Raw genomic sequence first — 24,862 nt, 5'->3', positions numbered from 1 at the left:
GTGAATCATATCTGTCGATACGTATCGTCGATGCGTATCGAGAAAGAGTATGACATGGATCACGAATTCCGCGCAACCACCCCCTCACTTCTTGCTGCCTCCTGTGGTTAGCTGTGCGGTATGGATCGGATGGTTTCGGTCGCGCAGTCGGAGGTCCGCTGGGATGGCGCCGTGAACGCTTGGCATATTGCGGGCAGCGTTTATCGGATGGGCCGGCGGGAGTGGCTCACCGAGGTCGGTTGGCGGCAAATGTACGACGACGGCGTCCGCACCGTAATCGATTTGCGCACCTTGCGGGAACAGCAGCCGCGCGACACGGACCCGCAGGTTTCCACGGAAGCGACGTCGCGGTTCGACATCGTTCATTGCCCCACCGAGGACCCGGACAGCGAAGAATTCACCGAACTTTTCGGCCCCTATCTCAAAGACCCCGCGCACTATGCCGACTACCTTCGCCTCTTCCCGGACAAGCTCGCGGCCGTGTTCCAAGCAATTGCCATGGCGCCGGCCGGCGTGGTTATCCATTGCGCGGCGGGGCGGGATCGCAGCGGGATCATTGCGGTGATGCTGCAGAATTTGGCGGGCATCGACGACCAGGAAATCGTCCGCGGATACCAGCAAGGGATGCGCGGGATCAATGAACGGCACCGCAACCACCCCGCCCCGCATGCTCATGATGGATTCCTGGAAGACGATGCGTTGGAAAGAATGCTGGCGTCGCGGACCTCTAGCTTGTTGGAGTTCGTGGGCAGCCTGGACGCTGCCGCCTTCCTGGCGGAGAACTCGCTGTCCGCCGAACAGATCGCGGCACTTCGGGCGAAGCTGTCCGCACCTGCGGTGCCTGTGGCGCCCAAGCCGGCCGCGCGCCGTCGTCGTACGCTGCGGAACTAGTGTGCAGACCGGGGCTCTCATGTATTCTGGGAATATTACCGAACGGCCGGTCAGTAATTTGCGGCCGTTCAATCCGTATCGTGCCCGTGCCTTGGAAGGACCCGTCGACGATGACCAGTACCGCAGTCGCTCCGGAAGCCACAGCTGTTGAAACCGTGCCCAGTTTTGTCCAAGGCGCATGGTGGACCCCAAGCGGCGGCGCGGGCATCCCCGTCCGCGATGCCAGCACCGGCGAGGTCCTCGCAACGGTCAACACCGACGGGCTGGACCTGGCCGGCGTCGTCAATTACGGCCGAACCGTCGGCCAGCGGGAACTCGGCAAGCTGACGTTCCACCAGCGCGCGCTCAAGCTCAAGGAACTTGCCCAGTACCTCAACGGCCGCCGCGAGGAGTTCTACGAGTGGTCCTTCAAGACCGGGGCCACCAAGATCGACTCGATGGTGGACATCGACGGCGGCATCGGCGTGCTGTTCACCTTCGGCTCCAAGGGCCGCCGCGAACTGCCGAACTCGCAGGTGGTGGTCGACGGGCCCATGGAAATCCTCTCGCGTGACGGATCATTCGCCGGCGAGCACATCTACACCCGAATCCCCGGCGTCGCGGCGCAGATCAACGCGTTCAACTTCCCCGTGTGGGGCATGCTTGAGAAGTTCGCGCCCGCGTTCATCGCCGGCGTCCCCACCATCGTGAAGCCGGCCACCCCCACGGGCTACGTCTCCGCGGCAGTCGTGCGGGCAATTGTCGAATCCGGGATCCTTCCCGAAGGTTCGCTGCAGCTCATTTCGGGCTCGGCCCGCGAGCTGCTGGACCACCTCGATTACCGGGACCTGCTCGCGTTCACGGGTTCGGCGTCGACGGCCAACTCCCTGAAATCCCACCCCAACGTGGTCCGCGGCGGCGTCCGATTCACCTCGGAAACCGACTCGCTCAACGCCGCGATCCTCGGGCCCGACGCCGTTCCCGGCACCCCCGAATTCGACGCCTTCATCAAGTCTGTCGTGACCGAAATGACGGTCAAGGCCGGCCAGAAGTGCACCTCGATCCGCCGCACAATCGTGCCCCGGGAGTTGGTGTCCGACGTCGTTGCCGCCATCGGTGCGCGGGTTGACGAACGCGTCGTGCTCGGCGATCCCCGCGCGGACGGCGTCACCATGGGTGCCCTCGCGTCGCTCGAGCAACTCGCCGACGTCCGTGCCGCCGTCCAGTCAATGCTCGACGCCGGCGGTGAGCTTGCGTACGGAACCCTCGATTCGCCGTCGGTCACCTCGCAAGGCGGCGCTGTGGGCGTCGTCGAGGGAGGCGCGTTCATGTCGCCTGTCGTCCTGAGCTGGGCCGATGTGGAAGCTGAAGCCGTCCACTCGTTGGAGGCCTTTGGTCCGGTTTCGTCCGTGATCGGGTATTCGGACCTCGACGACGCCGTACGCCTCGCCGCCCGCGGCGGCGGTTCGCTGGTCGCATCCGTTTGCACAAATGATCCCGCAGTCGCTGCGGCGTTGGTTACCGGGATTGCCGCACACCACGGCCGCGTCCTGATGCTCAATCGCGAGGACGCCCGCTCGTCGACCGGCCACGGCTCACCCGTGCCGCACCTTGTTCACGGCGGCCCCGGACGTGCGGGCGGTGGCGAGGAGCTTGGCGGTATCCGCTCCGTCATGCACCACATGCAGCGCACCGCCATCCAGGGATCTCCTAACATGCTCACCGCGGTGACAGGCGTCTGGCACACCGGCGCCGACCGTAACTTCACGGTGGAAACCGAAGGCACGCACCCGTTCCGGAAGTCTTTGGCTACTTTGCGGATCGGCGACGCCGTGCGCTCCGAGCTGCGGCAAGTCACGCTGGACGACATCACGGCCTTCGCCAATTCCACCGGCGACACCTTCTATGCCCACACCAACCAGGAAGCCGCGGAAGCCAATCCGTTCTTCCCGGGCATCGTCGCCCACGGGTACCTTTTGCTGAGCTGGGCGGCCGGACTGTTCGTAGAGCCAGCCCCGGGTCCTGTCCTGGCCAACTACGGGCTTGAGAACCTGCGATTCATCACGCCTGTGGCTGCGGGGGATTCCATCCGGGTCACCCTGACCGCCAAGAAGATCACGCCGCGCGAGACCGACGCGTATGGAGAGGTTGCTTGGGACGCCGTGCTCACCAATCAGAATGACGAAATCGTGGCCACCTACGACGTGCTGACCCTCGTGGAGAAGTAGCCTGGCTCTTCCCGGCGCTCGCTCAGGTATGCGGGGGTTTGGCCCGACGCTCGCTCACGTGTGTGGGGGTTGGGCCCGACGCTCGCTCACGTATGCGGGGGTTGGGCCAGGCGCTCGCTCACAAGTTCTTTCCGCGGCCGCCCGGCGTAAGATTTTCAGCGTAGGAGGTGGCGAAGTGAACCTAGCACTCAGAACAGCCACAACCGTCTTGCCCGTTGACGACGTAGCTCGAGCCCGCAGCTTTTATGCGGAAAAGCTCGGCCTCCCGCACCGCGGCATGACATGGGATGGAAGCGATTTGTTTGGCATCGACGGCGGGACCATGCTGCAGTTGATGCCTATCAAGGACGGTATGCACTCAACGCACACGGCCCTTTCCTTTGAAGTCAGTGACATCGAGCGGACAGTCGCGGAAATGGAGGCGAACGGCGTCGAATTCCGGGACTACGACCTCCCGGACCTCAAGACCGAACACCACATTTGCACAACGGACGCCGATAGGTGCGCTTGGTTCATGGACACGGAAAACAACGTTCTGTGCGTTCATGAAAGCTTGGGCGTCCAGGCCGAATACCAGCTCTAAAATCATTCTCGAACAGCACTCTGAACGCTCCTGCAGATCATCATCTGCAGGAGCGTTCCGTGATTTGGGCCCGGATGTGAGCGGGCGTGCGGGGGTAGGGCGCCGGATGTGAGCGGGCGTGCGGGGGTAGGGCGCCGGATGTGAGCGGGCGTGCGGGGGTAGGGCGCCGGGAGCTAAGCCGAGGCGTGGAGGCCGTCGAACGCCATGGTGATGACGTCGTCGGCGAGGCGCTCGGGGGACAGGGATCCGCCTGGCTTGTACCACTCCACAATCGAGTTGATTGTTCCGAACAGCAGCCGGGTCACGGTGCGGGGGTCGATGTCCTGGCGCAGCGTGCCTTCTTCCCGGGCATCCGAGATGAGCGCGGCCACCTTGTGGTCGAAAGCCCGACGCCGTTCCAACGCGTCGCGTTCGATGTCCGTGTTGCCCCGCAGACGCAGGAGCAGCGTAACGAACGGCAACCTCTCCACCAGCACCGCGATTGTCTGCCGCAACACGAATTCAAGCCGCGCGTCGGCCGCACCAGTGACCGCCTCCGGCTGCTCCAGGATGGCCTCGAGCCCACCCAAAGCGTGCTCAAGGGCGAGCTTCAGGAGGTCGCCCTTGGACGGTACGTGATGGTAAATGGCAGACTTTGAGATCCCGAGGTTTTCGGCCAGGATGCCCATCGACGTCGCGTCGTAACCGTGGCGGTTGAAAACGTCGACGGCGATGAGCAGCACCGATTGCTGGTCGTATCCGGGGCGTCCCCGCTTGGTTGCTGTTTCGCTAGGCATGCTGGCCATTTTCTCATGAACGGTCGGTTGGACCCGCCACGCGACGGGTAGGTTACCTCTTCGGACGCAGGTCGTAGACGCGCCGCAGCTTGCCGTTGGACCGCTCAAGCGAGCCCGGCTCCACGACGTCCACCGTGCACGAAGAACCCACGTGGATCTTGATCTGCTCCTGCAAGGCGCGTGCCGCCGTCGCGCTCTGCTCGATTGATACGGTCTCACGCCGTTCGATCCGGACCGTCATCGAATCCATGCGCTTGCCTTCCGGGCGCGTGAGTTCGAGCTGGAAGTGCGGGCTGAGCTCGGGGATGCGCAGGGCGATTTCCTCGATCTGCGAGGGGAAGAGGTTCACGCCGCGGAGGATGATCATGTCGTCGCTACGGCCGGTGATGCGGCCCATGCGGCGGTGCGCCGGGCGGGCGGTTCCGGGGAGTAGGCGCGTGAGGTCCTTGGTGCGGTAGCGGATGATCGGCAGGGCTTCCTTGGTGAGCGAGGTGAAGACCAGCTCGCCGGGTTCGCCGTCGGGCAGTACCGCGTCGGTACCTACTACGGGGTTGAACGCGTCGATGATTTCCGGGCGGAAGTGGTCTTCCCAGATGTGACAACCGTCCTGTGTTTCCACGGCTTCGCCAGCGACGCCGGGACCCATGACTTCGGAGAGGCCGTAAATGTCGCAGGCCTTGATGTTCATGGTGGTTTCGAGTTCGTGGCGCATTTCTTCGGTCCACGGTTCGGCGCCTAGCACGGCGTATTTGAGCGAGGTCGACGCCGGATCGACTCCCATGTGCGCCATGGCGTCGGCGATGGTGAGCAGGTAGGTGGGTGTCGCGAGGATGGCGTCCGGCTTGAAGTCCTGGATGAGCTGGATCTGGCGTTCGGTCTGCCCGCCGGACATCGGGATGACGGTGCAGCCGAGGGCTTCGGCTCCCGCGTGCGCGCCAAGGCCGCCGGTGAACAGTCCGTAGCCGTAGGCGTTGTGGACCTTCATTCCGGGCCGCACGCCGGAAGCCCGGAGTGAACGCGCAACGAGGCCAGCCCAGTTGGCGAGGTCGTTCTTCGTGTACCCGACGACGGTGGGCCGGCCCGTGGTGCCCGAGCTCGCGTGGACGCGGGCTACTTCGTTCTGGGGAACGGCGAACATGCCAAAGGGGTATTCCTGGCGGAGGTCTTCCTTGGTGGTGAAGGGGAACTTGCCGAGGTCGGACAGTTCGCGAAGATCGCTCGGATGGATGCCGGCGTCGTCGAACTTGCGCTTGTACAGGGGGACGCGGTCGTAGGCATAGGCCACAGTGTGCTGGAGGCGGCTGAGCTGGAGGGCCTCGAGTTCGTCGCGGGAGATGGTTTCTTCGCGGTCCAGCTGCGGGGTGTTAAGCGGGGCGTCAGGAGCGGTGACGGTGTTCTGTGTCATGGTCTTCCTACTTCTTGGAGATGGTGCGGCTGCGGCCACGGAACTCGGCGATGAGCTCGCCGTAGCTGCCCGGATCCTGGGGTGAGCCGGAGGCCGCCAGTTCCGTTTTGTCGATCGCGAAGATCTGGATGTCGTACAGTCCGCTGCGTCCGCTGTTGGCGCGGCGGTCTGCGACGGCGGTGATCACCTGGCCTTGATAGGCCGGCTTGAGGAAGTTGATGTCGACGCCGGCCGCCACAGTGATGGTGTCGGCTTCCGACGGCGTGGGGTTGGCCGGGTTGCAGGCGAGGGCGAAAGCGGAGTCGGCGAAGGCGAAGATCATTCCGCCGTGGGCCATGCCGAAGCCGTTGAGCATTTCCTGCCGCAGGGTCATGCGGACGGTGGCGTGCCCGTCGCTGACTTTGAGCACCTCAAGGCCCATCCACTCGGAGGCGTAGTCGTTCTTGAGGATCTGGTGCTGCGTTGCGCCAGAAAGGGTGGTCTCAACCATGCGTCATTGCCTCCAGCTTTATTTACCGAATGTTCATTAGGTAATCCCAGTTTGCTTGAACTGTCAAGAGGGGGCCGGGTTTGTAGCCTCCATCCACGGTCCCCACCGGCTCCCAGCCTTCGCACGCTCAGGCCGGCGCCCTCGCCGGCGTGGGCCCTCGCCGGCGTGGGCCCACGTAAGTGCCGTTTTGGGGCGACAAAAAGCGACACTTGCTCAGCAATCGATGGGGATAGGAAGGGGTAGTAGCCTCGAACCATGCCGCTCATCGAACTTCCCCTCCGGACGCCGAGGCTTATCCTCCGCCGATTCGAAGCCACCGACCTGGAGCGATTCCACGCCTACCAGTCCTTGCCGGAGACGGCGCGTTTCCTCCTCCGGCAGGAATTGAGCCTCACCCAAGCCATGGAGGCCCTGGGACGCTACGCCAACTTCACGTTCGAGCAGGAAGGCGATTGGGTATGCCTGGCCATCGAGCGTGCGGACATGCCAGGACTGCTCGGAGAAATCGTCCTCAAATGGCTTCCGGGCACGGGCCAGGCCGAGATCGGTTGGATTCTCGCTCCGGAAAGCCGCGGACACGGGTACGCCTCGGAAGCTGCCGAAGCCGTGCTCGAGCTTGGCTTCGAGACGCTCATGTTCCATCGGATCGACGCCAAGCTGGATGCGCGGAACACATCATCGTCCGGCCTGTGCGAGCGGCTGGGCATGCGCCGCGAAGCCGAACTCGTGGACAACTGGCACTACAAGGGCCAATGGTCCAGTGAAGTCATCTACGCCATGCTCGACTCCGAGTGGCGGGCCCGCAAAACAAGCCCTGAACCTGCCACATGACGTACTCTGAAATACGTGGCCAAGCCAGGCATGCCTGGGGTTAAGGTGGGCTGAGCATGAGAGATGGGGATCTTAACGTGAGCGCACCGGGCGTTGCCGTAGTAATTGAGGATGACGACGACATCCGTGAAGTAGTCCATGCCGTCCTCGAGGCGTCGGGACTTGAGGTTTACGCAGCCGGGAACGGACTTGACGGAGTGGACGCGGTCCGCCGCCATAACCCGGACGTCATTACCCTGGATCTCGGACTGCCCGATATCGACGGGATCGAAGTCACCCGCCGCGTCCGCGAATTCAGCGATGCTTACATCCTGATGCTGACCGCCCGCGCACGCGAGGTCGACACACTCCAAGGATTGGCTGTTGGCGCGGACGATTTCGTCACCAAGCCATTCCGTCCGCGCGAGCTTCAAGCCCGGGTCGAAACCCTCCTGCGGAGGCCCCGTGGCAGCAAGCTGTTGACCAACCAAAGTGGAGCGATTGCGACGGCGGAGCTGCCGCCGTCGGGCGCTGTCCCGCAAACGGCCGCTTTCCACCAAGGAAGCCCTGCCAAGCAAGTAAGCCCTGCCGAGCGAGGAAGCACGGTCCAGCAAGTAACCGCGCAGGCAATCGCCGGGGCGCCCGCACCGGAAGCCGCCAGTGCACCAGGCCCGGAAGTCTCCGGGATGGAACACAACGGCCTCCACCTGGACGTGGCTACGCGCACAACCCGGATCGGCAACGTGGAGGTGCAATTGACCCGCACCGAGTTCGACATCCTCCAGGCGCTGATGGAGACGGGCCGTGTGGTCCGCAGCACCCAGGGGCTGGCCCGCTGGCTCCACGCCCGCGAGTACGAAACCGGAGCGTACGTCAGCGAATCCGAGGAACGCGCCATCCAGGTGCACATCGCCAATCTCCGCCGGAAACTCGGAGATTCGGCCATGTCGCCGCGCTGGGTGGAGACGGTCCGTGGGGTGGGATATCGGCTGGCGGCAAAGACTGCTGAAAACTGAGGGGATCTTAAGGGAACCTTTAAGTACCGTTCCTAAGCTGAAAGTGTCACCCTCCACTTCGTCAACGGCTCGAAGGAGCACTGCATGAAAAAATTTGCCGCCACACTTCTCATGGCGGGCTTGCTGGCCCTTGGCGGGTTTGTCACCCCGGCCAACGCCGCGCCCAAGACCAGCCATGACACCGTCACCACCGGAACTACCATTTCCACCGGCACCACCACAACGGTCTACTCCACGCAGATCGGCTGGTGGCCGAACTAAGCCCACGCGGCAACTTCAGCTTCAACACCGCCCCTGGCCTCAGCGAGGGGCGGTGTTGATTTTTGTGCGGCCCGGCGGCTTGCACCCAAACGGTGCGGCTTAGCCTAGTCTTCTGTGTCCAGCGGAAGTTTGACCAAGACCGTGGTTCCCACGCCCAGCCCGGATTCGATATCCAGCTCGCCTGAATGGCGCTTGACGATGTCGTGCGCGATCGCCAGGCCGAGTCCGCTGCCGGGAATAGCCGCAGTGGAGGCGTTCGACGCGCGGAAGAAACGCGTAAACACCTGGCTGAGTTCCTTTTCGGGGATGCCCACGCCAGTGTCTTCAACCCGCACCACCACGCTTGGAGATTCACCCGGTTCGGAGGCGATCCCGCTGCTCACGGCCACATAGCCGCCGTCGGGCGTGAACTTGATGGCGTTGCTCACGATGTTGGAAAAGACCTGTTCGAGCTTCGCCTCGTCCGCCTGGACGGTGACGGTTCCGGGCGCGTTCTCCACGCTCAGGGACAGCGAGCGGGCGTCGGCAAGGGGTTGCAGCGCGGCGACCACGAGCTTGAGCATGGTGGCCACGTTCACCCTGCTGAACTTGAGGTCGCTTGAGCTGTCCTGGTGCGAAACAGTGAGCATGTCCTCAATCAATCGCCGGAGCCGCTCGGTGTTCCGCGAAATAACCTCCACCATCCGCCTGGCCCCCGGCGGGATCTCCCCGCCCGCGCCGTTGAGGATCATGTCCACGTAGGCCGTGATGGATGTCAGCGGTGTCCGGAGCTCGTGGTTGACCGTATGGAGGAAGTCGGTCTTGGCTTGGTCCAATTCCTGGAGCTTGAGCATGACTTGCTGTTGCGCCCCGATCAAGTGGCTTTGCATGAGCGCGTACGCCAAGTTCCCGGACACGTGCTGGATCAGGCCGATCTCGGCGCGGGTCCATTCGCGGAACGTGGCCGGGCGTTCGATCCACATGACTCCGAGCACCAGGTCACCCTCGCCAAACGGCACAACAAGGGAGTTCGACGGCGGTTCGTCGCCATCCGTACCGGCCCCGCCGGTCCGCGTTGCTGGGTGCTGTACCTCGGTTTCGGCCCATAAGTGTGCCGCGAGGTCGAACGTCGACACGGGGTCCCTGAGTTCCGGCGGCAGGATTGCACTCGATAGTCCCGGAGCGTTCCACTCTGCGCTGACTTGGGTGACGCGGGCATCCGGGAAGGTCGTGAACCAGACATGCTCCGCGCTCAAGGCCTCGCCGATTCCGTCCACCAGGTGCCGGGCAATCCGGTCGGGGTCGATCGTGGACCGCATGGCCGCGGACACGTTCCGCAGCTTTCCGCGCAGTGACTCAGTCTCGGCATGGCGACGCATCCGCTCGGACGCACGAGCGACCAGGACCAACGCCCTGTGGGCCCTGAAATCCGGAGACTGCGCCTTGTAGACGTAATCGGCGGACGTCCAGATGTCCAAGGCGGCCACATCGAATTCGTCTTCGGGATCCACCATCAAAAGGACCGGCACGTCACGGCTGCCAACGGTTTCGCGAAGCCCGTTGTCCAACACCACCAGATCGTGTGGCGACGTCTCCAACGCAGCGGCGAGCGAACCGGCGTCGGACGCTGAATCCACCAGGAAACCCGCCGCGGTGAGCGCCTCGGACGTCTCCGCCAGGCGAACCGGATCAAGGTCCGCGACCAATGCGTGGAGCGGCGTTTCTTTCGACACGGGACTATCCACTGCAACTCCTACGGTCCGTTTGGCTTCCAATGGAGAAGGTTACTTCAGGCCGGCCCCCGGAAGCAGGTCAATTGCGCCAAGTGAATCCGCGACGAACGCGTAATCCCACGCGCGCTCACGCCATTGCACGTAACGGCCCGAGGCGCCGCCGTGGCCGCCGTCCATTTCGATCTTCATGACAATCGGTTCCGAACCCGTGGTTTCCGCGCGTAGCAATTGCACCCATTTGGCGGGTTCCACGTACAGCACGCGGGTGTCGTTGAACGATGTGACCGCAGCGATCTTCGGGTAGTCCACGGCACGGATGTTCTCGTACGGGGTGTAGGACTTCATGTATTCGTACACTTCGGGGTCCGTGATCGGGTTGCCCCACTCCTCCCATTCCAAGGCGGAGAGCGGAAGTTCCGGATCAAGGATGGTGTTGAGCGCGTCCACGAACGGGACCGCGGCCACGATCGCGGCGTACTTTTCGGGAGCGAGGTTCGCCACCGCACCCATCAGGAGTCCGCCGGCGGATCCACCCATAGCGGCGATCCGGTCCGGTGCCACCCAACCTGAATTTGCTAGCCAATCGGTTGCCGCGATGAAGTCCGTGAAGGTGTTCTTCTTGTTGAGTTTCTTGCCGTCGTCGTACCAGCGCCGGCCTAGTTCCCCGCCGCCGCGCACGTGCGCGATGACCATTACGATTCCGCGGTCCAGCAAGGACAACCGGGCGATCCCGAAGCCCGGATCCATGCTGACCTCATAAGAACCGTAGCCGTACACCAAGCCAGCTGCCGTGGAGTCCTTTTGGACGGAAACGTGCCGCAGGACGGACAGCGGCACGCGCGTGCCGTCGGCCGCCGTCGCCCATTCCCTGGTGGCGACGTAATCGGAGGCGGAGTAGCCGCCCAGCACAGGGCTTTCCTTGCGGAGCAAGAGTTCGCCGCCGGGCAGTTCGGGGGTCGGAAGCACGAAGTCGTAAACCCGCGACGGCGTGAAGTAGGAGGTGTAGCCGATCCGGATCACCGGCGCGGAGTAATCCGAACCCGAAACCCCGGCTGTGTACAGTTCTTCGTCGAAGAAGGGCTCGACGGCGGAACCTTGCGCGGCCGTCCCCAGCCCCTCGAGCGGCAGTACCTGCACGCGTTCGATCGTGTCCTGCCGCACGGAAACCACCAAGTGCGTCGAGGTGACGCCCGCGCCATTGACGCGAACGGCGTCGGAATGCTCCACGACTGTCCGCCAACGCTGCTCAGCGAGCGGCTTGATGAATTCGTCGGCGTCGACAATGGACACCATCGAGTTGATGGCGTCCTTGTTGTGGGTGAGCAGGATGGTTTCGGTCTCTTGACCATCGGGGCCCGTCAGGAGGAACGGCTCGGCTTCGTAGAGGATACGCTCGTCGCGCGGGATCACGGTGACCAATCCGGCGTCGGGCTCGTCCAAGCGCATGAGGCGCGTCTCGCTGAATTCCGAGCACCCGATGCTGAGCACCAAATGCCGGCGGTCGGCCGAGAGCTCGAAGCCGAGCCACATGGCGACGTCGTCCTCTTGGTAGATGACCTCGTCCGCGCTGACCGGAGTCCCCAGGACGTGCGATTTCACTTGGTAGGGCCGCCAGGAATCGTCCACCACGGTGTAGAAGATCCGCGTGCCGTCGGGGGAGAAGGCCACGCCGTAGAAGATGTTCTCCACGACGTCGGGCAACAACTCGCCCGTCCGCAAGTCCTTGATGCGTAGCGTGAACCGTTCGTCGCCGGCGTTGTCTACCGCGTAGGCAAAGAGGTTGCCGTCCTTCGTGACCGCCGTCCCGCCGACCGCGAAGAACGGCTTGCCTTCAGCCTCGACGTTGCCGTCCAGGAGGACCACCTTGCCGGGAAGTTCGACGCCAGGCTCCACCGCCGGAGGGGTCCAGTCGGCAACGGCGTCGCCCGAGTTCGCGGCGCGGATCCTGCAGTGGATCCCGTACTCCTGACCCTCAACCGAGCGGGCGTAGTACCACCAATCGTCCTTGCGGTGGGGGACGGAGAGGTCGGTCTCGAGGGTGCGGCCCTTGATTTCCTGGAAAATCGCTTCCCGCAGCGGTTCCTGGTGCGCCGTGACCGCCTCTTGGTAAGAGTTCTCGGCCTTGAGATGCTCGATGACCTCAACCGATTCCTTGTCCCGCAGCCATTCGTAGTTGTCCACGAACACATCGCCATGGTGCTCACGAGTGGTGGGCACCTTCTTGGCGACGGGGGGAACCAAAGGCGTGGACGGCTGGGTGGCGCCGGAAATCTGGGTCATGCTCTCAATATATAAAGCCTGTCCGACATTGAGCGGCCGTTTCGCTGGAAGGGTACATTCCGGGGTTGGGCGGCGGCCTCCGCCTGCGGTGGCCCGGCGGCCTTTGGGCCTCGGCGGCGCGGGCGGCCTCAGGTGCAGGTGAAGGAACCGGTGACGCCCGGCCCGGTCCAGGCGTTGCTGCTGTTGGGGATGGCGTATACGTTGCTCACCGACCAGTTCCAGGTTCCGGCGTGGGGCGTGATCTTGGCCGTGTAGCTGCCGCCGCCGGCCTGGTTGCTGGTGCCCGTGAAAACGGTGCTTCCGCCGCTGGTGATGGTGATCTGGCCGAGGAAACGCGGATCGGCGAGTCCCCACGACGTGACGGTGATGGCAAGGCCTGAGCCGGTGCAGCTGGCGCTGACCGTGGCCGTAGATGCCATGGAGGCGGTGCCGACCGGGAGGGCCGATCCCGTGGAGGTGTTGAAGGCGGCTTGTGCGATGCCGGGTGCAAAGACAAGGACCGTGGCGGCCGCGAGCACAGCTGCGATGCGCGCGAAGACACTCGTCTTCGCGGCGTCGGCGGTGGTTCGGCTTCTACGCAAGGTCCACGGCTTTCACTCGGGGCATTATGCCAGCAAACAGGGTGCCCTCCGCCGTCGTTTCCCAGTGTTCGACGGCGGAGGGCTGGCTTGCGGGGTGCTACTGGTTGGTGGCGGTGCGCTGGGTGCCGGTGAAGGTGAAGCCGACCACGCTGTTCAGGCCTTGGAAGGTGTTGTCCGCGGTGGTGGGCAGGGTGAGGGTGACGCGCAGGTTGTCGGTGTTGCCCGCGGTGGTGGAGGACAGGTTGGCCAGGGCGAGGTTCGCTCCGACGACGGCCCGGGTTGCGAGGACCTGGGTGGTGGTTCCGGAGCAGGTGTAGGTGTAGGCCGGGGCGGTGCCGGCTTCGGTCCAGGTGGTGGAGCACTTGTCGACGACCACCTGCAGGCCGTTGGTGGCGTCGGTGTCCAGCTTCGAGCTGGTGGTGGCCGCGGCGGTGAGGGTGATGGCGGAGAGGTTCTGGTTGCCGGCGGCGTTGGTGAGGGTGGCCACTCGCTGGATGGTGTCGCCGGGGACGATGTTGGTGGCGGCGACGGAGAGCCGGTTGGTGGCTCCGGAGGCGCCGAGGGCGATGTTGACGGTTCCGGATCCGACGGCGGCGCTGGCGGAGGTGGAGGAGGTGAAGGCGCCGTAGGTGCCTAGTCCTGCGACGCCGGCGGCGGTGCCGACGAGGGCCAGGGAGGCGATGACTTTGCCGGTGGTGGTTTTCAGGTTCAGGCCCATGGTCGGTTTTCCGTTTCTGTTCTTGTTGTGGTTTGTGGTGGCTGTGCTGCCGTTGTTGCTGTTGGTTTTAGTGTGGTGGAGGTGTTTTAGGACGGTGCAAGGGTCTGGTGAGGCTTGGTTCAAGATTGCTTAAAGATCCGCTCAAGGCGTTCTAAAGCTCCAACGCCCACGAAAAACCCCCGCTCACGTCATGAGCGCGGGGGTTCCCCGATGGGGTGTCATATCTGTGCGGGCGTTGGGGCCCGAAGTCAGTACGCCGAAAGGATGCTTAGGCGCTCGCCGGCATCGTGCTTGTCAATTGCTCCGTGAGTGTTTTGGCCGCGTCGGAAAGCATCCCGAGGTTGCGCTGGACGGTCTCTTCGCCGTCGATCCTGTGCTTCGGCGCCACCATCGCCAGGGCGGCGAACAATGGCCGCGACCTCTCCGCGTACGCCTTGGACGACTACTCGCGCACAAAGCACGTGATGCACAGCAAGGCACGCTAGGCACCCGCTCATCCAGACGTGGGATCTCGGCCCTTTGGAGCGTCCAAAGGGCCGAGATCTCACGTGCCGATTCACAGCACATTCCCAGCGGGCGGGTACCTCGCATCCAGAAGGGGCGTGCTTATGCTCGTGTTGGAGCGTCCCGACGATGGAGGTAGCCCGGGTGAGTGATGCAGAAGGCCCCTTGATTCTTGAGGTTCAGGACCTCGTTGCGCGCTACGGGGTGCAGACCGCCGTCGACGGCTTGAGCTTTTCCATCAGGCGGGGCGAGATCTTCGGCCTCCTCGGTCCCAACGGGGCCGGAAAGACCACCACGTTGAGCGTCATTGAAGGGCTCAGGAAGCCCGACGGCGGACGCGTCACCGTTGATGGTGCCGACACTGAGCGCTCGGCGCTTTCCGTCAAAGCGAAACTGGGCGTGCAACTCCAGGCGTCGAGCTTCCAATCGGAGCTGACCATCGAGCAACTCGCCCGCTTGTACTCGGGACTGTATGGTTTGAACCTCCAGCGGCGGCAACTGCGCGAGCGGCTTGCAGATGCGGGGCTGGCGCAGGAAGCGGCGAAGCCGTTCAAGAAGCTGTCGGGCGGCCAACAGCAACGGTTTTCGCTCATGGTGGCCACCATCCATGATCCGCCCATCCTCTTGCTTGATGAACCGACGTCGGGCCTTGATCCACAATCCCGCCGCCAGTTGTGGGACCGGATCGAGGGCTCACGCCGAAGGGGCGGGAGCATTCTGTTGACCACCCATTCCATGGAGGAGGCACAAGCGGTCTGTGACCGCGTTGCGATCATTGACCGTGGCCGCCTCCAGGCTTTGGGTGCGCCAAATGAGCTCGTGGCGATGCACCGCGACGATCCACGCGTAGTGGCCGTTTCCCGCGGCGACGTCACTTTGGAAGATGTCTTCATCGGACTGACAGGAAGTGCCATCCGTGACTGAAACCGTTGCTCCGCTTAGGCCGCCGATCGGGCTGACGCTGCGTTCGCTCGTGCGGGCAGACACCACCGTCATGCTGCGCAGCAGGCAAGCGCTGATCCTCAACTTCGTTCTCCCCATCGTCATCCTCGTGACCACCAATCGCGGCAAGCTGGGAAATACCGGCTTCCTCATCGGTATGGCGATCACGTATGGCCTGCTGTCCTCGGCGCTCATCGGGTACTCGATCACCGTGGCGCGTGACCGCGAAGCCGGCGTGTTCCAGCGGCTAAGGGTCACGCCAACACCCACGTGGGCCATCATGGCGAGCCGGCTCGGCGTGCAGCTCGTGACGAACCTGGTTGTCGGGATCGTCGTCCTGGTGGTGGGCAGCATCATGCACAGCACGTACTACACGCCGGGCGAATACCTTTTGCTGCTCGCCGTCGCCGTGCTTGGCGGGGCGGTGTTCCTCAGCATCGGGCAGGCGCTCGTCGGGCTGGTCAAATCGGCCACCGCCATCAACGCGATCGGCCGGGTCTTGTTCATCCTGCTGATCCTCGTGGGAATCCTCGGCTCCACAGGCATCCTGGGCGATGACTTCAAGAACTTCGCCGCCTGGACGCCTGTGGGCGCCTTGATCAACCTGTTCAGCGGTGTGCTGAGCCTTTCGACGTGGGGAGCAACCGAGACGGGCGCCCTCCTGGTGTGCTTCGGCTACATCGTGGTGTTTGCCGTAATCGGTATTCGCTGGTTCCGTTGGGAGCCGCAGTAACACTCAGCCGTCGAGGATTTCGGAGGTCATGCGAGGTCCTCCTGGAGTTCTGGTTCCTCCTGATGTGCCGGGGTTTTATTCGTACGGCGGGTTACAACAGCCCCGCTGGCGGCGATAAGCGCGGTGGCAGCAAAGGTGAGCAGCAGCTGGGTGCGCGTTCCGTCGTCGAGCATTGCCACGATGACGATCAGCACCAAAAGTCCGACGGCGGTGTAGGACAAGTACGGGAAGAGCGGCATCCGGTAGGTCGTAGGGGCCGCCGACGGCGTTGTGGCTAGATCCCTGCTGCGCCGGAGCTTGATCTGGGATGCGGCGATGGCGGCCCAGATGACGATGATGGTTGAGCCGACGATGGCCAGGAGGGTCTCAAGGACCTTTCCGGGGAAGATCGCTTCGAGCATGGCAGCGATGAAACCGAAGACCACGGTCCACAGCACTGCGGCACGGGGAACGTTGTTGGTGCCGGTCTTCTTCAAATGCGCCGGGGCATGCCGCCGCTGGGCGAGGGAATGCAGCATGCGTGAAGCGCCGTAAATGTTGGCGTTCAGGGCACTGAGCAGGGCGAATACAGCAACCAAGGCCATTACAGTTCCGGCTGCGGGCATTCCGGCGACATTCAGCAAGGCGGCGAACGGGCCTTCGGGGGAGTTGGCTGCCTCCGGGGTGAGGATCGAAACGATGATGAACACCGAGCCGACATAGAAGACGCAAATCCGCCAAGCTACTGTGCGGATGGCGGTGGCCACGCTCTTTTCGGGGTTCCTCGTCTCGCCCGCGGCAATCGCCACAATCTCCGTCCCGCCGAAAGCGAAGATCACAATCAGCAATCCTGCGCCGATCCCGGCTGCGCCCTTCGGGGCGAAATCGGTGAAGTGGGAGAATCCCGGGCTGTTTCCGTTGAGGACGCCCAAAAGAAGCAGCGCGCCGACAATGAGGAAGGCAAGGATGACGGCGACCTTGATGAAAGCGAACCAGAATTCAAACTCGCCATACTTGGACACTGCGAACATGTTCACTGCTGTGAGTACCGCCATGAACACGGTGGCCAGGAGCCAGGTGGGCGGGATGGGCGTCCCGGCCGGGGCGGATTGAAGGACGCCGGTCAGGATCGCTGCCGCCCCTCCGGCTTCCGCCGCCACAACAACGGCCAACTGGACCCAGTACAACCACCCGATGGTGTATCCGGCGACGGGTCCGAAGGCGGTTTCCGCGTGGGTCGAGAATGCGCCGCTGGCAGGGTTGGCTGCGGAGAGTTCGCCGATCATCCACATGATGAGGACAACCAACGCTCCGGCCACGATGTACGAGATGAGGATGGCCGGACCTGCGGCCGCGACGCCTTTGCCGCTGCCGAGGAACAAGCCTGCGCCGATGGCTCCGCCCAGGCCCATCATGGTTAGTTGGCGGGGCTTCAGTCCCCGGACGGTCCCGGTTGAAGGAGTGCTGGATCGGGGCGAATCGGTGGTTACTGTCGAGTTCAACGTTCTTACCTTTCCGCTGCGAGTCGGTTGAAGGCGGCCTTGGCCGCTTGGACGGCTTGCCGGTTCGCTTCGGGGGTTCCGACGCTGATCCGGATACCGTCACCCGGATAGGCGCGGACGATGACGCCAGCCTCGGTGAAGACCGTTTCGAGTTCCTGTGTGGCCTCGCCCGTGCGGAGCCACACGAAGTTGGCTTCGGAAGGACAGACGTCCCAACCGATGCTGAGCAGTTCGGCATGGAGCATTTCGCGTTCGGTGACCAGCGAAGTGATCCTGGCTTCGATTTCGTCCTCGGCATCGAGGCTTGCCAGCGCGGCCTTCTGGGCGAGGGCGGAGACGCCGAATGGAATGGCAACGGCGCGCAGGGCAGTGGAGATGTAGTCCGGCGCGATCGCGTAACCGATGCGCAATCCGGCCAGTCCGTAGGCCTTGGAGAAGGTGTGGAGGACAACTACGTTCGGATACGTGCGGAAGAAGTCGATTCCCTGGGCCGCCGCCGCATCCACGTTGAAATGTACGTAGGCCTCGTCGATGACAACCAGGACATCTTCCGGGACGGCCGCCATGAATGCGTGCAGCTCGTCGGCCGTCACGGAGGTGCCGGTTGGATTGTTGGGTGTGCACACGAAGATGAGCCGGGTCCGTTCCGTGACCGCCGCCGCCATCGCCGGAAGGTCGTGGCGTTCGTCAGCCGTCAGGGGAACGTGGACGGCCTTCGCCCCGGCCAGGCCCGTCAGGATGGGATACGCCTCGAACGACCTCCAAGCGAAGACCACCTCGTCACCCTCGCCGGCAACCGCGCGGATGATCTGGGAGGCCACCTCGACTGAACCGGCGCCGAAACTCACGGAGGCCGCGGGGACGTCCCAGCGCTTCGCGATAGCTTCGGTGATTTCCGCACACGCCATGTCCGGATAAAGGTTGATGCCTGCCGCGGCTTCGGCAACGACGTCCCGGACCGACGGCAATGGCGGATACGGGTTCTCGTTCGACGACAACTTGTACTGGGTGGTTCCGGAAACCGCGGCAACCTTGCCGGGCTTGTATGCGGGAAGGTTGTGCAGTGCGGACCGCAGGGGCACACGTTCAACGGTGGACGCGTGGGGCCTGTTGGTGGTCATAAAGTGATCTCCTTCACGAAGAACAGTGGGATGACTCACGTTGACAGTCCGAAACGCGCCCTGACAACCGGTCAGGCGGCATCTGTGCTTTGTGTACAAATCTTGCCGGTCGGCACGTCAAAAGGCTTACATTTTGTACGCCATTTGAGCGGAGAGGCAGAAAAACGGGGTGATCGAACAGGGCACGTTCAGGCGGTGTGCCGGGCAGTAGTGCCAAGCGCCTTTTCCAATTGCGGACGGTGCCGCTCGATCCCTTCGCCTGCGGTCGCGGCCGCGGCGCGGTCCCTCGCAATCAGTGCGCGTTCGAGGCGGACGCAGCGCTCTTCCATTCCGAGCGCCCCGACCATCGCGGAACTTGCCTTCAGGCTGAGGACGGCGTCCATGGCGCGGGTATCGTCACCGGTGCCCAAGGCCTCGCCGATGCGCCCGACGCGGACCGGCAGCATGCGGGTGTATGTTGCCGCGAACTTGTTGGCCGCTTCCTTGCTCCGCAATTCCTTGGCCAAACGCTTGAGCGGGCGACGATCCAGGGTGGGCTGGTTTGGTTCGGTGGGGGTGTTTTCAGGCTTTTTGCGCCAGATGGAGGCCAGGAGCATGATCACGACGGCGGCGGGGGCGCCGTACATCAGGACCTTCAGGACCAGGGGGTCGCGGAGGGCGCGGATGGCGTTGCCGAGGTGGGGGATGGTGAAGATTTCGCGGTCGACCGTCGGGGTGGCGAGGGTGGCGGTCCAGGGGTCGGCGCCGTTGTTGGCATCGCCTTTGGTCTGCACCGTCGCGGTGCCCTGGCTGTTGACATCCAGTTTCACGATCCGGTGCGTTTCGACGCGTTGGTCCTGTACAGGGATGTGGTACGTGATGATGTCCCCGACCTTCAGATCGGAGACCGGAACGGGTACGGTCACGACGACGTCGCCAGGGTTGATCAGTGGAGACATGGAGCCCGTGAGCATGGTGGAGGTCTGGTAGCCCAGGACGCGGGGTCCGACCGCGAGGAACAAGAACCCTGCAACTGCCGCGATCATCATAGTTGTTGTGATCACCCGGGCTGCGACCGACGCTGCCTTGGCGATAAACCGCTTCTGCCGTGGTTCCGGGCCATCCGGGCTCTCAGCAGTCCGATCAATCCGTTGCGCGTTGCGGACGAGGGGCGCGGTCATGGCGATGGCTCCGATCGATGTGCTTTGGTGCTGTTCGGTGGGAAGCCCTCCGCCGTCAGGGGGGAGACGGCGGAGGGCTGGCTTGCGGGGTGTTACTGGTTGGTGGCGGTGCGCTGGGTGCCGGTGAAGGTGAAGCCGACCACGCTGTTCAGGCCTTGGAAGGTGTTGTCCGCGGCGGTGGGCAGGGTGAGGGTGACGCGCAGGTTGTCGGTGTTGCCCGCGGTCAGGGAGGACAGGTTGGCCAGGGCGAGGTTCGCTCCGACGACGGCCCGGGTAGCGAGGACCTGGGTGGTGGTTCCGGAGCAGGTGTAGGTGTAGGCCGGGGCGGTGCCGGCTTCGGTCCAGGTGGTGGAGCACTTGTCGACGACCACCTGCAGGCCGTTGGTGGCGTCGGTGTCCAGCTTCGAGCTGGTGGTGGCCGCGGCGGTGAGGGTGATGGCGGAGAGGTTCTGGTTGCCGGCGGCGTTGGTGAGGGTGGCCACTCGCTGGATGGTGTCGCCGGGGACGATGTTGGTGGCGGCGACGGAGAGCCGGTTGGTGGCTCCGGAGGCGCCGAGGGCGATGTTGACGGTTCCGGATCCGACGGCGGCGCTGGCGGAGGTGGAGGAGGTGAAGGCGCCGTAGGTGCCTAGTCCTGCGACGCCGGCGGCGGTGCCGACGAGGGCCAGGGAGGCGATGACTTTGCCGGTGGTGGTTTTCAGGTTCAGGCCCATGGTCGGTTTTCCGTTTCTGTTCTTGTTGTGGTTTGTGGTGGCTGTGCTGCCTTTGTTGTTGTTGGTTTTAGTGTGGTGGAGGTGGTTTAGGACAGTGCAAGGGTCTGGTGAGGCTTGGTTCAAGATTGCTTAAAGATCCGCTCAAGGCCCTCCCAAGCCCCCAAACTCCCGACGCCGGCTCACGTCTTGCGGGGTTTTTCCCGACGCCGGCTCACGTCTGATGCATGAGCGTCTCGACAAATTCCCCTCCCCGGAGCACGATGGTTTTTAAATCTCGCGCCCAATTCCGACCGGTTTTTGCCGTGTCGTCACCGCTCCGCAATGGGGTTTGCCCTGCCTACGGAACTGGCTGGTTGTCCCTTTCGAGTAAGGGAGGATCCTGCTTGGCACCAATGTCGTGGCGCCGCACCGTATGCGGGGGATGGGCAGCAGCCACGAGCTGAAGTTCATACGGAAAATCAAGGAACCGAGTCACCGTCACACGACGCCATGGTCTCCGGCGCCTACAAATTTCCAGGCTGGATATCAGCCGCTCAGCTAGTTTCCAAAGGAATGAGTCTTATGACTGCTCATCCACAACCCCTGAAAAAGCCGCGCTTTCGCGTGCTGATCGCTTTACTCGCTGCCCTCGTCCTGCCTGTCGCCCTGAGCGGTACTGCAGCGGCCGACGGCGGGAAGTCGCCCCGGAATTGGACCGTCCAGGTCGGTTCCGAATCGCCGGACCAGGCAATCCAAGGAATGTCCTTCCTCCCGAAGAACATCTTCATCAATGCCGATGACAGCGTGACGTGGGAGGCCAATGCAGGCGAAATACACACCGTCACTTTCCTCGCTGCCGGGCAAACAATCGAATCCACGCAACCGTTTGATCCGTTCAACCCTGTTTACGCGCTACCCCAAGGTGGCACGAGCTATGACGGGCACTCCTATTACAACTCCGGAGTGATGTCCAACGTTTCGGATAGCGGCCTCCCAGCGGTGGAGACATATACCCTGACGTTCCCGAACACCGGTGACTTCACGTATTACTGCCTGGTGCACGGCATGGCGATGAAGGGGACCGTCCACGTGCGGGATAAGGGCACGGACTACCCATACACGCAGTCGCAGTATGACAACCGGGTGAGCCGCGCGGAGCAGGCAATCATCCGTGATGGCTACCAGCAATGGAACGAAGCCCGCGACCAAGCTGACAACCACACAGTCATCTTGGGTGGCGACAACGGAACTTCCATGATCATGCGGTTCATCGAGGACAACGTTGTGGTGCACGTTGGCGAGAGCGTGACGTTCCAGAACACCGGCATGGGCGAGCCGCACACGGTAACCTTCGGCACCGAGCCGGCCAATCCGTTCCCGCCGCTGGGCGATCCGGGTAACTACACCGGCGGACAACTCAATTCCGGCATCTTGGCACCGAACTCCACGTTCACCGTGACCTTCAACAAGGCCGGGGAGTACGACTACATCTGTGCATTGCACGACTACTTGGGCATGATCGGCACGGTGGTTGTGGAGGAATAGTGGTCGCAGATCATTAGGTCTCCAGTGAGCGGGCGTCTGGTCGAAAGCGGCCAGATGTGAGCGGGCGTCTGAGATTAGGGGGGTGATTCCCGACGCTCGCTCGGCTATGGCGGTCTTTTCCCCGACGCTCGCTCGGGTATGGCGGTCTTTTCCCCGACGCCTGCTCACGTCATGTGAGCGGGCGTCTGGTCGAAAGCGGCCAGATGTGAGCGGGCGTCTCGGGGAGGGGGTGTGTCAGAAGCCGTGGGCGGCTGCGTATTGGGCGAGTGTGTCGTCGCGAACCGCGGCGCCCACGGCTGCGATGGCGCCATAGTCCGGGATGATGATTGACTGCCCGTCGGACGACGTTCCGGGACCCGCATTGGGCAAGGTGAAGAACACCGAAGCGGCGGGGTCGATGGTCCGCATTCCGTAGGCCAGGATCGCCACCGACACCGGGTTGAAGCCGCCGTCCACCGTGAGGTCGTTGGCAGCGAAGTTGACGAGCGCCAGGACGGTTGCCGGTTCCTTGAGCGAAGTGGAGAGCTTGCTCAAGAGGGCTCGCATGAAGATCTGCTGGTCGCGCACCCGGGTGTAGTCGCCGTCGGCGAAGGCGTGGCGTTCACGGACGAATTCGAGGGCTGCTTGGCCGTCGAGGTGGTTCACGCCGGCCGTGAAATGGTGCTGGGTTTCGATGGTGGACGTGAAGTCCTGCGGAACATTGACGTCGATCCCGCCGAGTCCGTCCGTGAGCAACTTGAAGCCATGGAAATCAAGCATCACAGTGTGGTCGATGTGGATTCCGAACATCGATTCGACCGTTCGTGTGGTGAGGTCGATTCCACCGAGTCCCAGGCCGGCATTGACCTTGGTTGTGCCGTAGCCCGGGACATTGATCCAGGTGTCCCGCATGATCGAGATCCCGTAGACCAGGTGCCGGTCGGCCGGGACATGGATGAGCATGAGGCAGTCCGAGCGCTGATCGGAAGCCACTCCGGTGGTGGCTGTCTGATCGGCTTCCTGGTGGGCGTTTTCCCGGCTGTCACTGCCAATCACCAGGATGTTCATGGGCGCCGCGGGAAGGTTGGCTATTGTAGGTGGCGCGGGCGCAGCCGGTGCCGGAGGCGGCGTTGAGGCCTTCTTGGTGGCGGACGGGGTGGCGGTTGCGGAGGCGGAAACGCTCGACGGCGTGGGGCCGGCCGTGGTCTGGCCGCTGCGGGTGAGGACCACGGCCAAAACCACGCCTATCACAAGCAGAACTGCCAATCCCGATGCCAGCCACAGTCGCCGTCGTCCGTTCATGACCCGGACGCTACCACTCGGGTGGGTTAAAAACGGGCAGGGAAGGCTTCATTTCGGATACAAATCGGTTGCGAAGGACGCGCATTTTCCTGACGGATCGGAGGCCGTGTCACGGGCCGTTCGAATAGCCGGAACGGCGGGAATCCTGTGTATTCTGGGGACTACGGAAATTAGTAAGCTTACTTAGTAATTCGGTTGCCGACGCGAATCAATCGCCGGAACCTCATCCCCAGAAGGAGGTAGTCATGGCCATTCTAGACGGCCCCCATGCGTATTCCAGTGCGTTGGGCGCCGTTGGACTCATGGCGGGCAGTTTCCACTTCGATCCGCTCACCGGGAAAGCCGAGTGGTCCGACGGCCTTTTCAATCTACACGGCTACGAACGTGGGGAAGTGGTACCTTCGTTCGAGCTGCTGATGTCCCACAAGCATCCGGAGGATCGGCCGCGGATCCGGGCGATTCTCGAGGAAGTGTTCCGGGACGGTGGCCATTTCTGTATCTACCATCGAATCGTCGATGCTCGGCAACACATTCGCCGCGTCATGACGGCCGGCGTGGGACGCCTCAACGATGAGGGAATCGTCTCGCGCCTGGACGGCACAACGATGGACCTGACGTCCACAATCCATCGCGAAACCTCGCAAGCCGCGCGGGATGCGGTCGCAGGTGCCCATGCCACCCGCGGCGCGATCAACCAGGCGCGAGGCATCCTCATGGGCTGGTTGATGATCAATTCGGACGAAGCCTTCCAGTTGCTCGTCAGTGCCAGCAGTCGCGCGAACGTCAAGGTCGCGGTGCTCGCGAACCAATTGATCCGCCTCGCCGACAGCAATGAAGGGCCCAAAGCCGTGGAGGAGTTCATCCGCGCGCTCCGCGGTTGAGGCGGGGCCTGGTGCAGCAGCCGAGGCAAGCAAAATGCCCTGTTCCCGTGGCCTGAACGCGCCTACCATACGGGTGTCGAATCCTCTGCGTGGAAGGGCTTGAACGATGACCAATTATCAGCCTCAGAATCTTCCTCCAGCTGGCGTACCCCTCGACTTGCCGTACTACGGGGCTCCGCCGGTGGAGGCATTCAAACGTTTCTGGAAGAAGTATGCCGTCTTCCATGGGCGGGCCAGCCGCAGCGAATATTGGTGGTGGGCCCTCGCGTCGGCCATTATCTCCGGCCTCATCAACGCGATCGGGTCAAACGGAAGCGGCAATACCGGTGCTTCAACCGCCTTGGGCGGCGTCTGGTTCCTGGCCACCGTGGTGCCCTCGCTCGCCGTGGGGGCGCGGCGCCTGCACGACGTCAATCTTGGAGCCTGGTTCTTGCTCCTCATTGTTGTTCCCGTGCTCGGTTGGATTGCGCTGCTCATCCTCATGATCCTGCCGCCCAATCCGAGGGGCCAGCGCTTCGACCGGCCCATGCAGGCATATCCGCCGTACCCACAACAGCCGTATCCGCCCCAGGCTTGAGCCGCCGACGCCGGTACTCACCCATGTGGGTGAGCTGCCGACGCCGGTACTCACCCATGTGGGTGAGCCCCCGACGCCGGTACTCACCCTGAGGGGGCAACGCCCCGATGACGGGTGGGTGGCTTACGGAAGCCCGCCCGCCCGCCGTCGTGCTCCTTTTGGTGACCCGTCCGAACGCTTGACGCATCTCGCGCCTTCCGCATATTCTGAACGAA

Annotated in this window: 24 protein-coding genes; 12 read left to right on the top strand and 12 right to left on the bottom strand. The window is 63.5% G+C overall.

Going from position 1 to position 24,862, the window contains the following annotated elements:
- Positions 1 to 120: 120 nt before the first annotated feature.
- From ABCW42_RS16870 to ABCW42_RS16860, 3 genes are all read left to right on the top strand, one after another.
- Positions 121 to 891, top strand: a complete 771-nt coding sequence (locus ABCW42_RS16870; RefSeq protein ID WP_423182274.1) for a tyrosine-protein phosphatase — start codon at positions 121 to 123, stop codon at positions 889 to 891.
- Between the two features lie 110 nt (positions 892 to 1,001).
- The gene (gene paaZ, locus ABCW42_RS16865; RefSeq protein ID WP_423182273.1) at positions 1,002 to 3,098 is read left to right on the top strand and encodes a phenylacetic acid degradation bifunctional protein PaaZ; all 2,097 of its coding nucleotides are present in this window, start codon (positions 1,002 to 1,004) and stop codon (positions 3,096 to 3,098) included.
- Positions 3,099 to 3,273: 175 nt separating this feature from the next.
- Positions 3,274 to 3,681, top strand: coding sequence for a VOC family protein (locus tag ABCW42_RS16860; RefSeq protein WP_423182272.1), 408 nt, complete (start codon positions 3,274 to 3,276; stop codon positions 3,679 to 3,681).
- Positions 3,682 to 3,854: 173 nt separating this feature from the next.
- On the opposite strand, the gene ABCW42_RS16855 is transcribed toward ABCW42_RS16860, so the two are convergent.
- The 3 genes from ABCW42_RS16855 to ABCW42_RS16845 are packed head-to-tail and all read right to left on the bottom strand — an operon-like array spanning position 3,855 to position 6,352.
- Positions 3,855 to 4,457 (bottom strand): TetR/AcrR family transcriptional regulator, encoded by a 603-nt coding sequence (locus tag ABCW42_RS16855; RefSeq protein ID WP_423182271.1) that lies wholly within the window; start codon positions 4,455 to 4,457, stop codon positions 3,855 to 3,857.
- A gap of 52 nt (positions 4,458 to 4,509) precedes the next feature.
- Entirely contained in the window at positions 4,510 to 5,862 is a 1,353-nt protein-coding gene (paaK, locus tag ABCW42_RS16850) for a phenylacetate--CoA ligase PaaK (protein WP_423182270.1), read from the bottom strand.
- A gap of 7 nt (positions 5,863 to 5,869) precedes the next feature.
- Positions 5,870 to 6,352 carry a hotdog fold thioesterase gene (locus ABCW42_RS16845; protein ID WP_423182269.1) on the bottom strand — a complete coding sequence of 161 codons (483 nt, stop codon included), beginning with the start codon at positions 6,350 to 6,352 and terminating at the stop codon, positions 5,870 to 5,872.
- 255 nt (positions 6,353 to 6,607) lie between these two features.
- Between ABCW42_RS16845 and ABCW42_RS16840 the strand changes: the two genes are divergently transcribed.
- The 3 genes from ABCW42_RS16840 (at position 6,608) to ABCW42_RS16830 (ending at position 8,439) form a co-directional block, all read left to right on the top strand.
- Positions 6,608 to 7,183 (top strand): GNAT family N-acetyltransferase, encoded by a 576-nt coding sequence (locus ABCW42_RS16840; RefSeq protein WP_423182268.1) that lies wholly within the window; start codon positions 6,608 to 6,610, stop codon positions 7,181 to 7,183.
- 56 nt (positions 7,184 to 7,239) lie between these two features.
- On the top strand, positions 7,240 to 8,178 hold the full coding sequence (locus ABCW42_RS16835) for a response regulator transcription factor (protein ID WP_423182267.1): 939 nt from the start codon (positions 7,240 to 7,242) through the stop codon (positions 8,176 to 8,178).
- Between the two features lie 84 nt (positions 8,179 to 8,262).
- Positions 8,263 to 8,439, top strand: a complete 177-nt coding sequence (locus ABCW42_RS16830; protein WP_423182266.1) for a hypothetical protein — start codon at positions 8,263 to 8,265, stop codon at positions 8,437 to 8,439.
- Positions 8,440 to 8,543: 104 nt separating this feature from the next.
- On the opposite strand, the gene ABCW42_RS16825 is transcribed toward ABCW42_RS16830, so the two are convergent.
- The 4 genes from ABCW42_RS16825 to ABCW42_RS16810 form a co-directional block, all read right to left on the bottom strand.
- Positions 8,544 to 10,163, bottom strand: a complete 1,620-nt coding sequence (locus ABCW42_RS16825; protein WP_423182265.1) for an ATP-binding protein — start codon at positions 10,161 to 10,163, stop codon at positions 8,544 to 8,546.
- A gap of 39 nt (positions 10,164 to 10,202) precedes the next feature.
- Entirely contained in the window at positions 10,203 to 12,431 is a 2,229-nt protein-coding gene (locus tag ABCW42_RS16820; RefSeq protein WP_423182264.1) for a S9 family peptidase, read from the bottom strand.
- Positions 12,432 to 12,559: 128 nt separating this feature from the next.
- The gene (locus tag ABCW42_RS16815; protein WP_423182263.1) at positions 12,560 to 13,012 is read right to left on the bottom strand and encodes a hypothetical protein; all 453 of its coding nucleotides are present in this window, start codon (positions 13,010 to 13,012) and stop codon (positions 12,560 to 12,562) included.
- A gap of 97 nt (positions 13,013 to 13,109) precedes the next feature.
- Complete coding sequence (locus ABCW42_RS16810) at positions 13,110 to 13,730, bottom strand: TasA family protein (RefSeq protein ID WP_423182262.1); 621 nt, start codon at positions 13,728 to 13,730, stop codon at positions 13,110 to 13,112.
- Between the two features lie 305 nt (positions 13,731 to 14,035).
- Between ABCW42_RS16810 and ABCW42_RS16805 the strand changes: the two genes are divergently transcribed.
- The 3 genes from ABCW42_RS16805 (at position 14,036) to ABCW42_RS16795 (ending at position 15,909) form a co-directional block, all read left to right on the top strand.
- Complete coding sequence (locus ABCW42_RS16805; RefSeq protein ID WP_423182261.1) at positions 14,036 to 14,215, top strand: hypothetical protein; 180 nt, start codon at positions 14,036 to 14,038, stop codon at positions 14,213 to 14,215.
- A 163-nt stretch (positions 14,216 to 14,378) separates the two neighbouring features.
- The gene (locus ABCW42_RS16800) at positions 14,379 to 15,158 is read left to right on the top strand and encodes an ABC transporter ATP-binding protein (protein WP_423182260.1); all 780 of its coding nucleotides are present in this window, start codon (positions 14,379 to 14,381) and stop codon (positions 15,156 to 15,158) included.
- Positions 15,151 to 15,909, top strand: a complete 759-nt coding sequence (locus ABCW42_RS16795; protein WP_423182259.1) for an ABC transporter permease — start codon at positions 15,151 to 15,153, stop codon at positions 15,907 to 15,909. Before ABCW42_RS16800 ends, ABCW42_RS16795 begins: the two co-directional genes overlap by 8 nt.
- A gap of 26 nt (positions 15,910 to 15,935) precedes the next feature.
- On the opposite strand, the gene ABCW42_RS16790 is transcribed toward ABCW42_RS16795, so the two are convergent.
- The 4 genes from ABCW42_RS16790 to ABCW42_RS16775 form a co-directional block, all read right to left on the bottom strand.
- Positions 15,936 to 17,303, bottom strand: coding sequence for an amino acid permease (locus ABCW42_RS16790; protein WP_423184928.1), 1,368 nt, complete (start codon positions 17,301 to 17,303; stop codon positions 15,936 to 15,938).
- 92 nt (positions 17,304 to 17,395) lie between these two features.
- On the bottom strand, positions 17,396 to 18,511 hold the full coding sequence (gene hisC, locus ABCW42_RS16785; protein ID WP_423182258.1) for a histidinol-phosphate transaminase: 1,116 nt from the start codon (positions 18,509 to 18,511) through the stop codon (positions 17,396 to 17,398).
- A gap of 188 nt (positions 18,512 to 18,699) precedes the next feature.
- Positions 18,700 to 19,671: a signal peptidase I gene (locus ABCW42_RS16780; protein ID WP_423182257.1), complete on the bottom strand. Its 972-nt coding sequence runs from the start codon at positions 19,669 to 19,671 to the stop codon at positions 18,700 to 18,702.
- Between the two features lie 92 nt (positions 19,672 to 19,763).
- Entirely contained in the window at positions 19,764 to 20,384 is a 621-nt protein-coding gene (locus ABCW42_RS16775; protein WP_423182256.1) for a TasA family protein, read from the bottom strand.
- Positions 20,385 to 20,945: 561 nt separating this feature from the next.
- Here ABCW42_RS16775 and ABCW42_RS16770 point away from each other — a divergent pair.
- Complete coding sequence (locus ABCW42_RS16770) at positions 20,946 to 21,908, top strand: plastocyanin/azurin family copper-binding protein (protein WP_423182255.1); 963 nt, start codon at positions 20,946 to 20,948, stop codon at positions 21,906 to 21,908.
- Positions 21,909 to 22,142: 234 nt separating this feature from the next.
- Here the strand turns inward: ABCW42_RS16770 and ABCW42_RS16765 are convergent, their stop codons facing one another.
- A complete protein-coding gene (locus ABCW42_RS16765) occupies positions 22,143 to 23,189 on the bottom strand; it encodes an LCP family protein (RefSeq protein ID WP_423182254.1) in 1,047 nt (348 codons plus the stop codon).
- 245 nt (positions 23,190 to 23,434) lie between these two features.
- Here ABCW42_RS16765 and ABCW42_RS16760 point away from each other — a divergent pair, with 245 nt between their 5' ends.
- Positions 23,435 to 24,070 carry a PAS and ANTAR domain-containing protein gene (locus ABCW42_RS16760; protein WP_423182253.1) on the top strand — a complete coding sequence of 212 codons (636 nt, stop codon included), beginning with the start codon at positions 23,435 to 23,437 and terminating at the stop codon, positions 24,068 to 24,070.
- Between the two features lie 106 nt (positions 24,071 to 24,176).
- The gene (locus ABCW42_RS16755) at positions 24,177 to 24,647 is read left to right on the top strand and encodes a DUF805 domain-containing protein (protein ID WP_423182252.1); all 471 of its coding nucleotides are present in this window, start codon (positions 24,177 to 24,179) and stop codon (positions 24,645 to 24,647) included.
- Positions 24,648 to 24,862 lie beyond the last annotated feature (215 nt).

Source organism: Arthrobacter sp. NyZ413 (assembly GCF_049390645.1).
GTDB lineage: Bacteria > Actinomycetota > Actinomycetes > Actinomycetales > Micrococcaceae > Arthrobacter.
The sequence above is the reverse complement of the archived record's forward strand: the minus strand, read 5'-3'. Positions and strand labels throughout refer to the sequence as shown.

Excerpts from the sequence above, each read along its gene's own strand:
- ABCW42_RS16870 (WP_423182274.1), top strand. The coding sequence starts at position 121 with ATGGATCGGATGGTTTCGGTCGCGCAGTCGGAGGTCCGCTGGGATGGC.
- paaZ (WP_423182273.1), top strand. The coding sequence starts at position 1,002 with ATGACCAGTACCGCAGTCGCTCCGGAAGCCACAGCTGTTGAAACCGTG.
- ABCW42_RS16855 (WP_423182271.1), bottom strand. The coding sequence starts at position 4,457 with ATGCCTAGCGAAACAGCAACCAAGCGGGGACGCCCCGGATACGACCAG.
- paaK (WP_423182270.1), bottom strand. The coding sequence starts at position 5,862 with ATGACACAGAACACCGTCACCGCTCCTGACGCCCCGCTTAACACCCCG.
- ABCW42_RS16845 (WP_423182269.1), bottom strand. The coding sequence starts at position 6,352 with ATGGTTGAGACCACCCTTTCTGGCGCAACGCAGCACCAGATCCTCAAG.
- ABCW42_RS16840 (WP_423182268.1), top strand. The coding sequence starts at position 6,608 with ATGCCGCTCATCGAACTTCCCCTCCGGACGCCGAGGCTTATCCTCCGC.
- ABCW42_RS16835 (WP_423182267.1), top strand. The coding sequence starts at position 7,240 with ATGAGAGATGGGGATCTTAACGTGAGCGCACCGGGCGTTGCCGTAGTA.
- ABCW42_RS16830 (WP_423182266.1), top strand. The coding sequence starts at position 8,263 with ATGAAAAAATTTGCCGCCACACTTCTCATGGCGGGCTTGCTGGCCCTT.
- ABCW42_RS16820 (WP_423182264.1), bottom strand. The coding sequence starts at position 12,431 with ATGACCCAGATTTCCGGCGCCACCCAGCCGTCCACGCCTTTGGTTCCC.
- ABCW42_RS16810 (WP_423182262.1), bottom strand. The coding sequence starts at position 13,730 with ATGGGCCTGAACCTGAAAACCACCACCGGCAAAGTCATCGCCTCCCTG.
- ABCW42_RS16790 (WP_423184928.1), bottom strand. The coding sequence starts at position 17,303 with ATGATGGGCCTGGGCGGAGCCATCGGCGCAGGCTTGTTCCTCGGCAGC.
- hisC (WP_423182258.1), bottom strand. The coding sequence starts at position 18,511 with ATGACCACCAACAGGCCCCACGCGTCCACCGTTGAACGTGTGCCCCTG.
- ABCW42_RS16780 (WP_423182257.1), bottom strand. The coding sequence starts at position 19,671 with ATGACCGCGCCCCTCGTCCGCAACGCGCAACGGATTGATCGGACTGCT.
- ABCW42_RS16775 (WP_423182256.1), bottom strand. The coding sequence starts at position 20,384 with ATGGGCCTGAACCTGAAAACCACCACCGGCAAAGTCATCGCCTCCCTG.
- ABCW42_RS16770 (WP_423182255.1), top strand. The coding sequence starts at position 20,946 with ATGACTGCTCATCCACAACCCCTGAAAAAGCCGCGCTTTCGCGTGCTG.
- ABCW42_RS16765 (WP_423182254.1), bottom strand. The coding sequence starts at position 23,189 with ATGAACGGACGACGGCGACTGTGGCTGGCATCGGGATTGGCAGTTCTG.
- ABCW42_RS16760 (WP_423182253.1), top strand. The coding sequence starts at position 23,435 with ATGGCCATTCTAGACGGCCCCCATGCGTATTCCAGTGCGTTGGGCGCC.
- ABCW42_RS16755 (WP_423182252.1), top strand. The coding sequence starts at position 24,177 with ATGACCAATTATCAGCCTCAGAATCTTCCTCCAGCTGGCGTACCCCTC.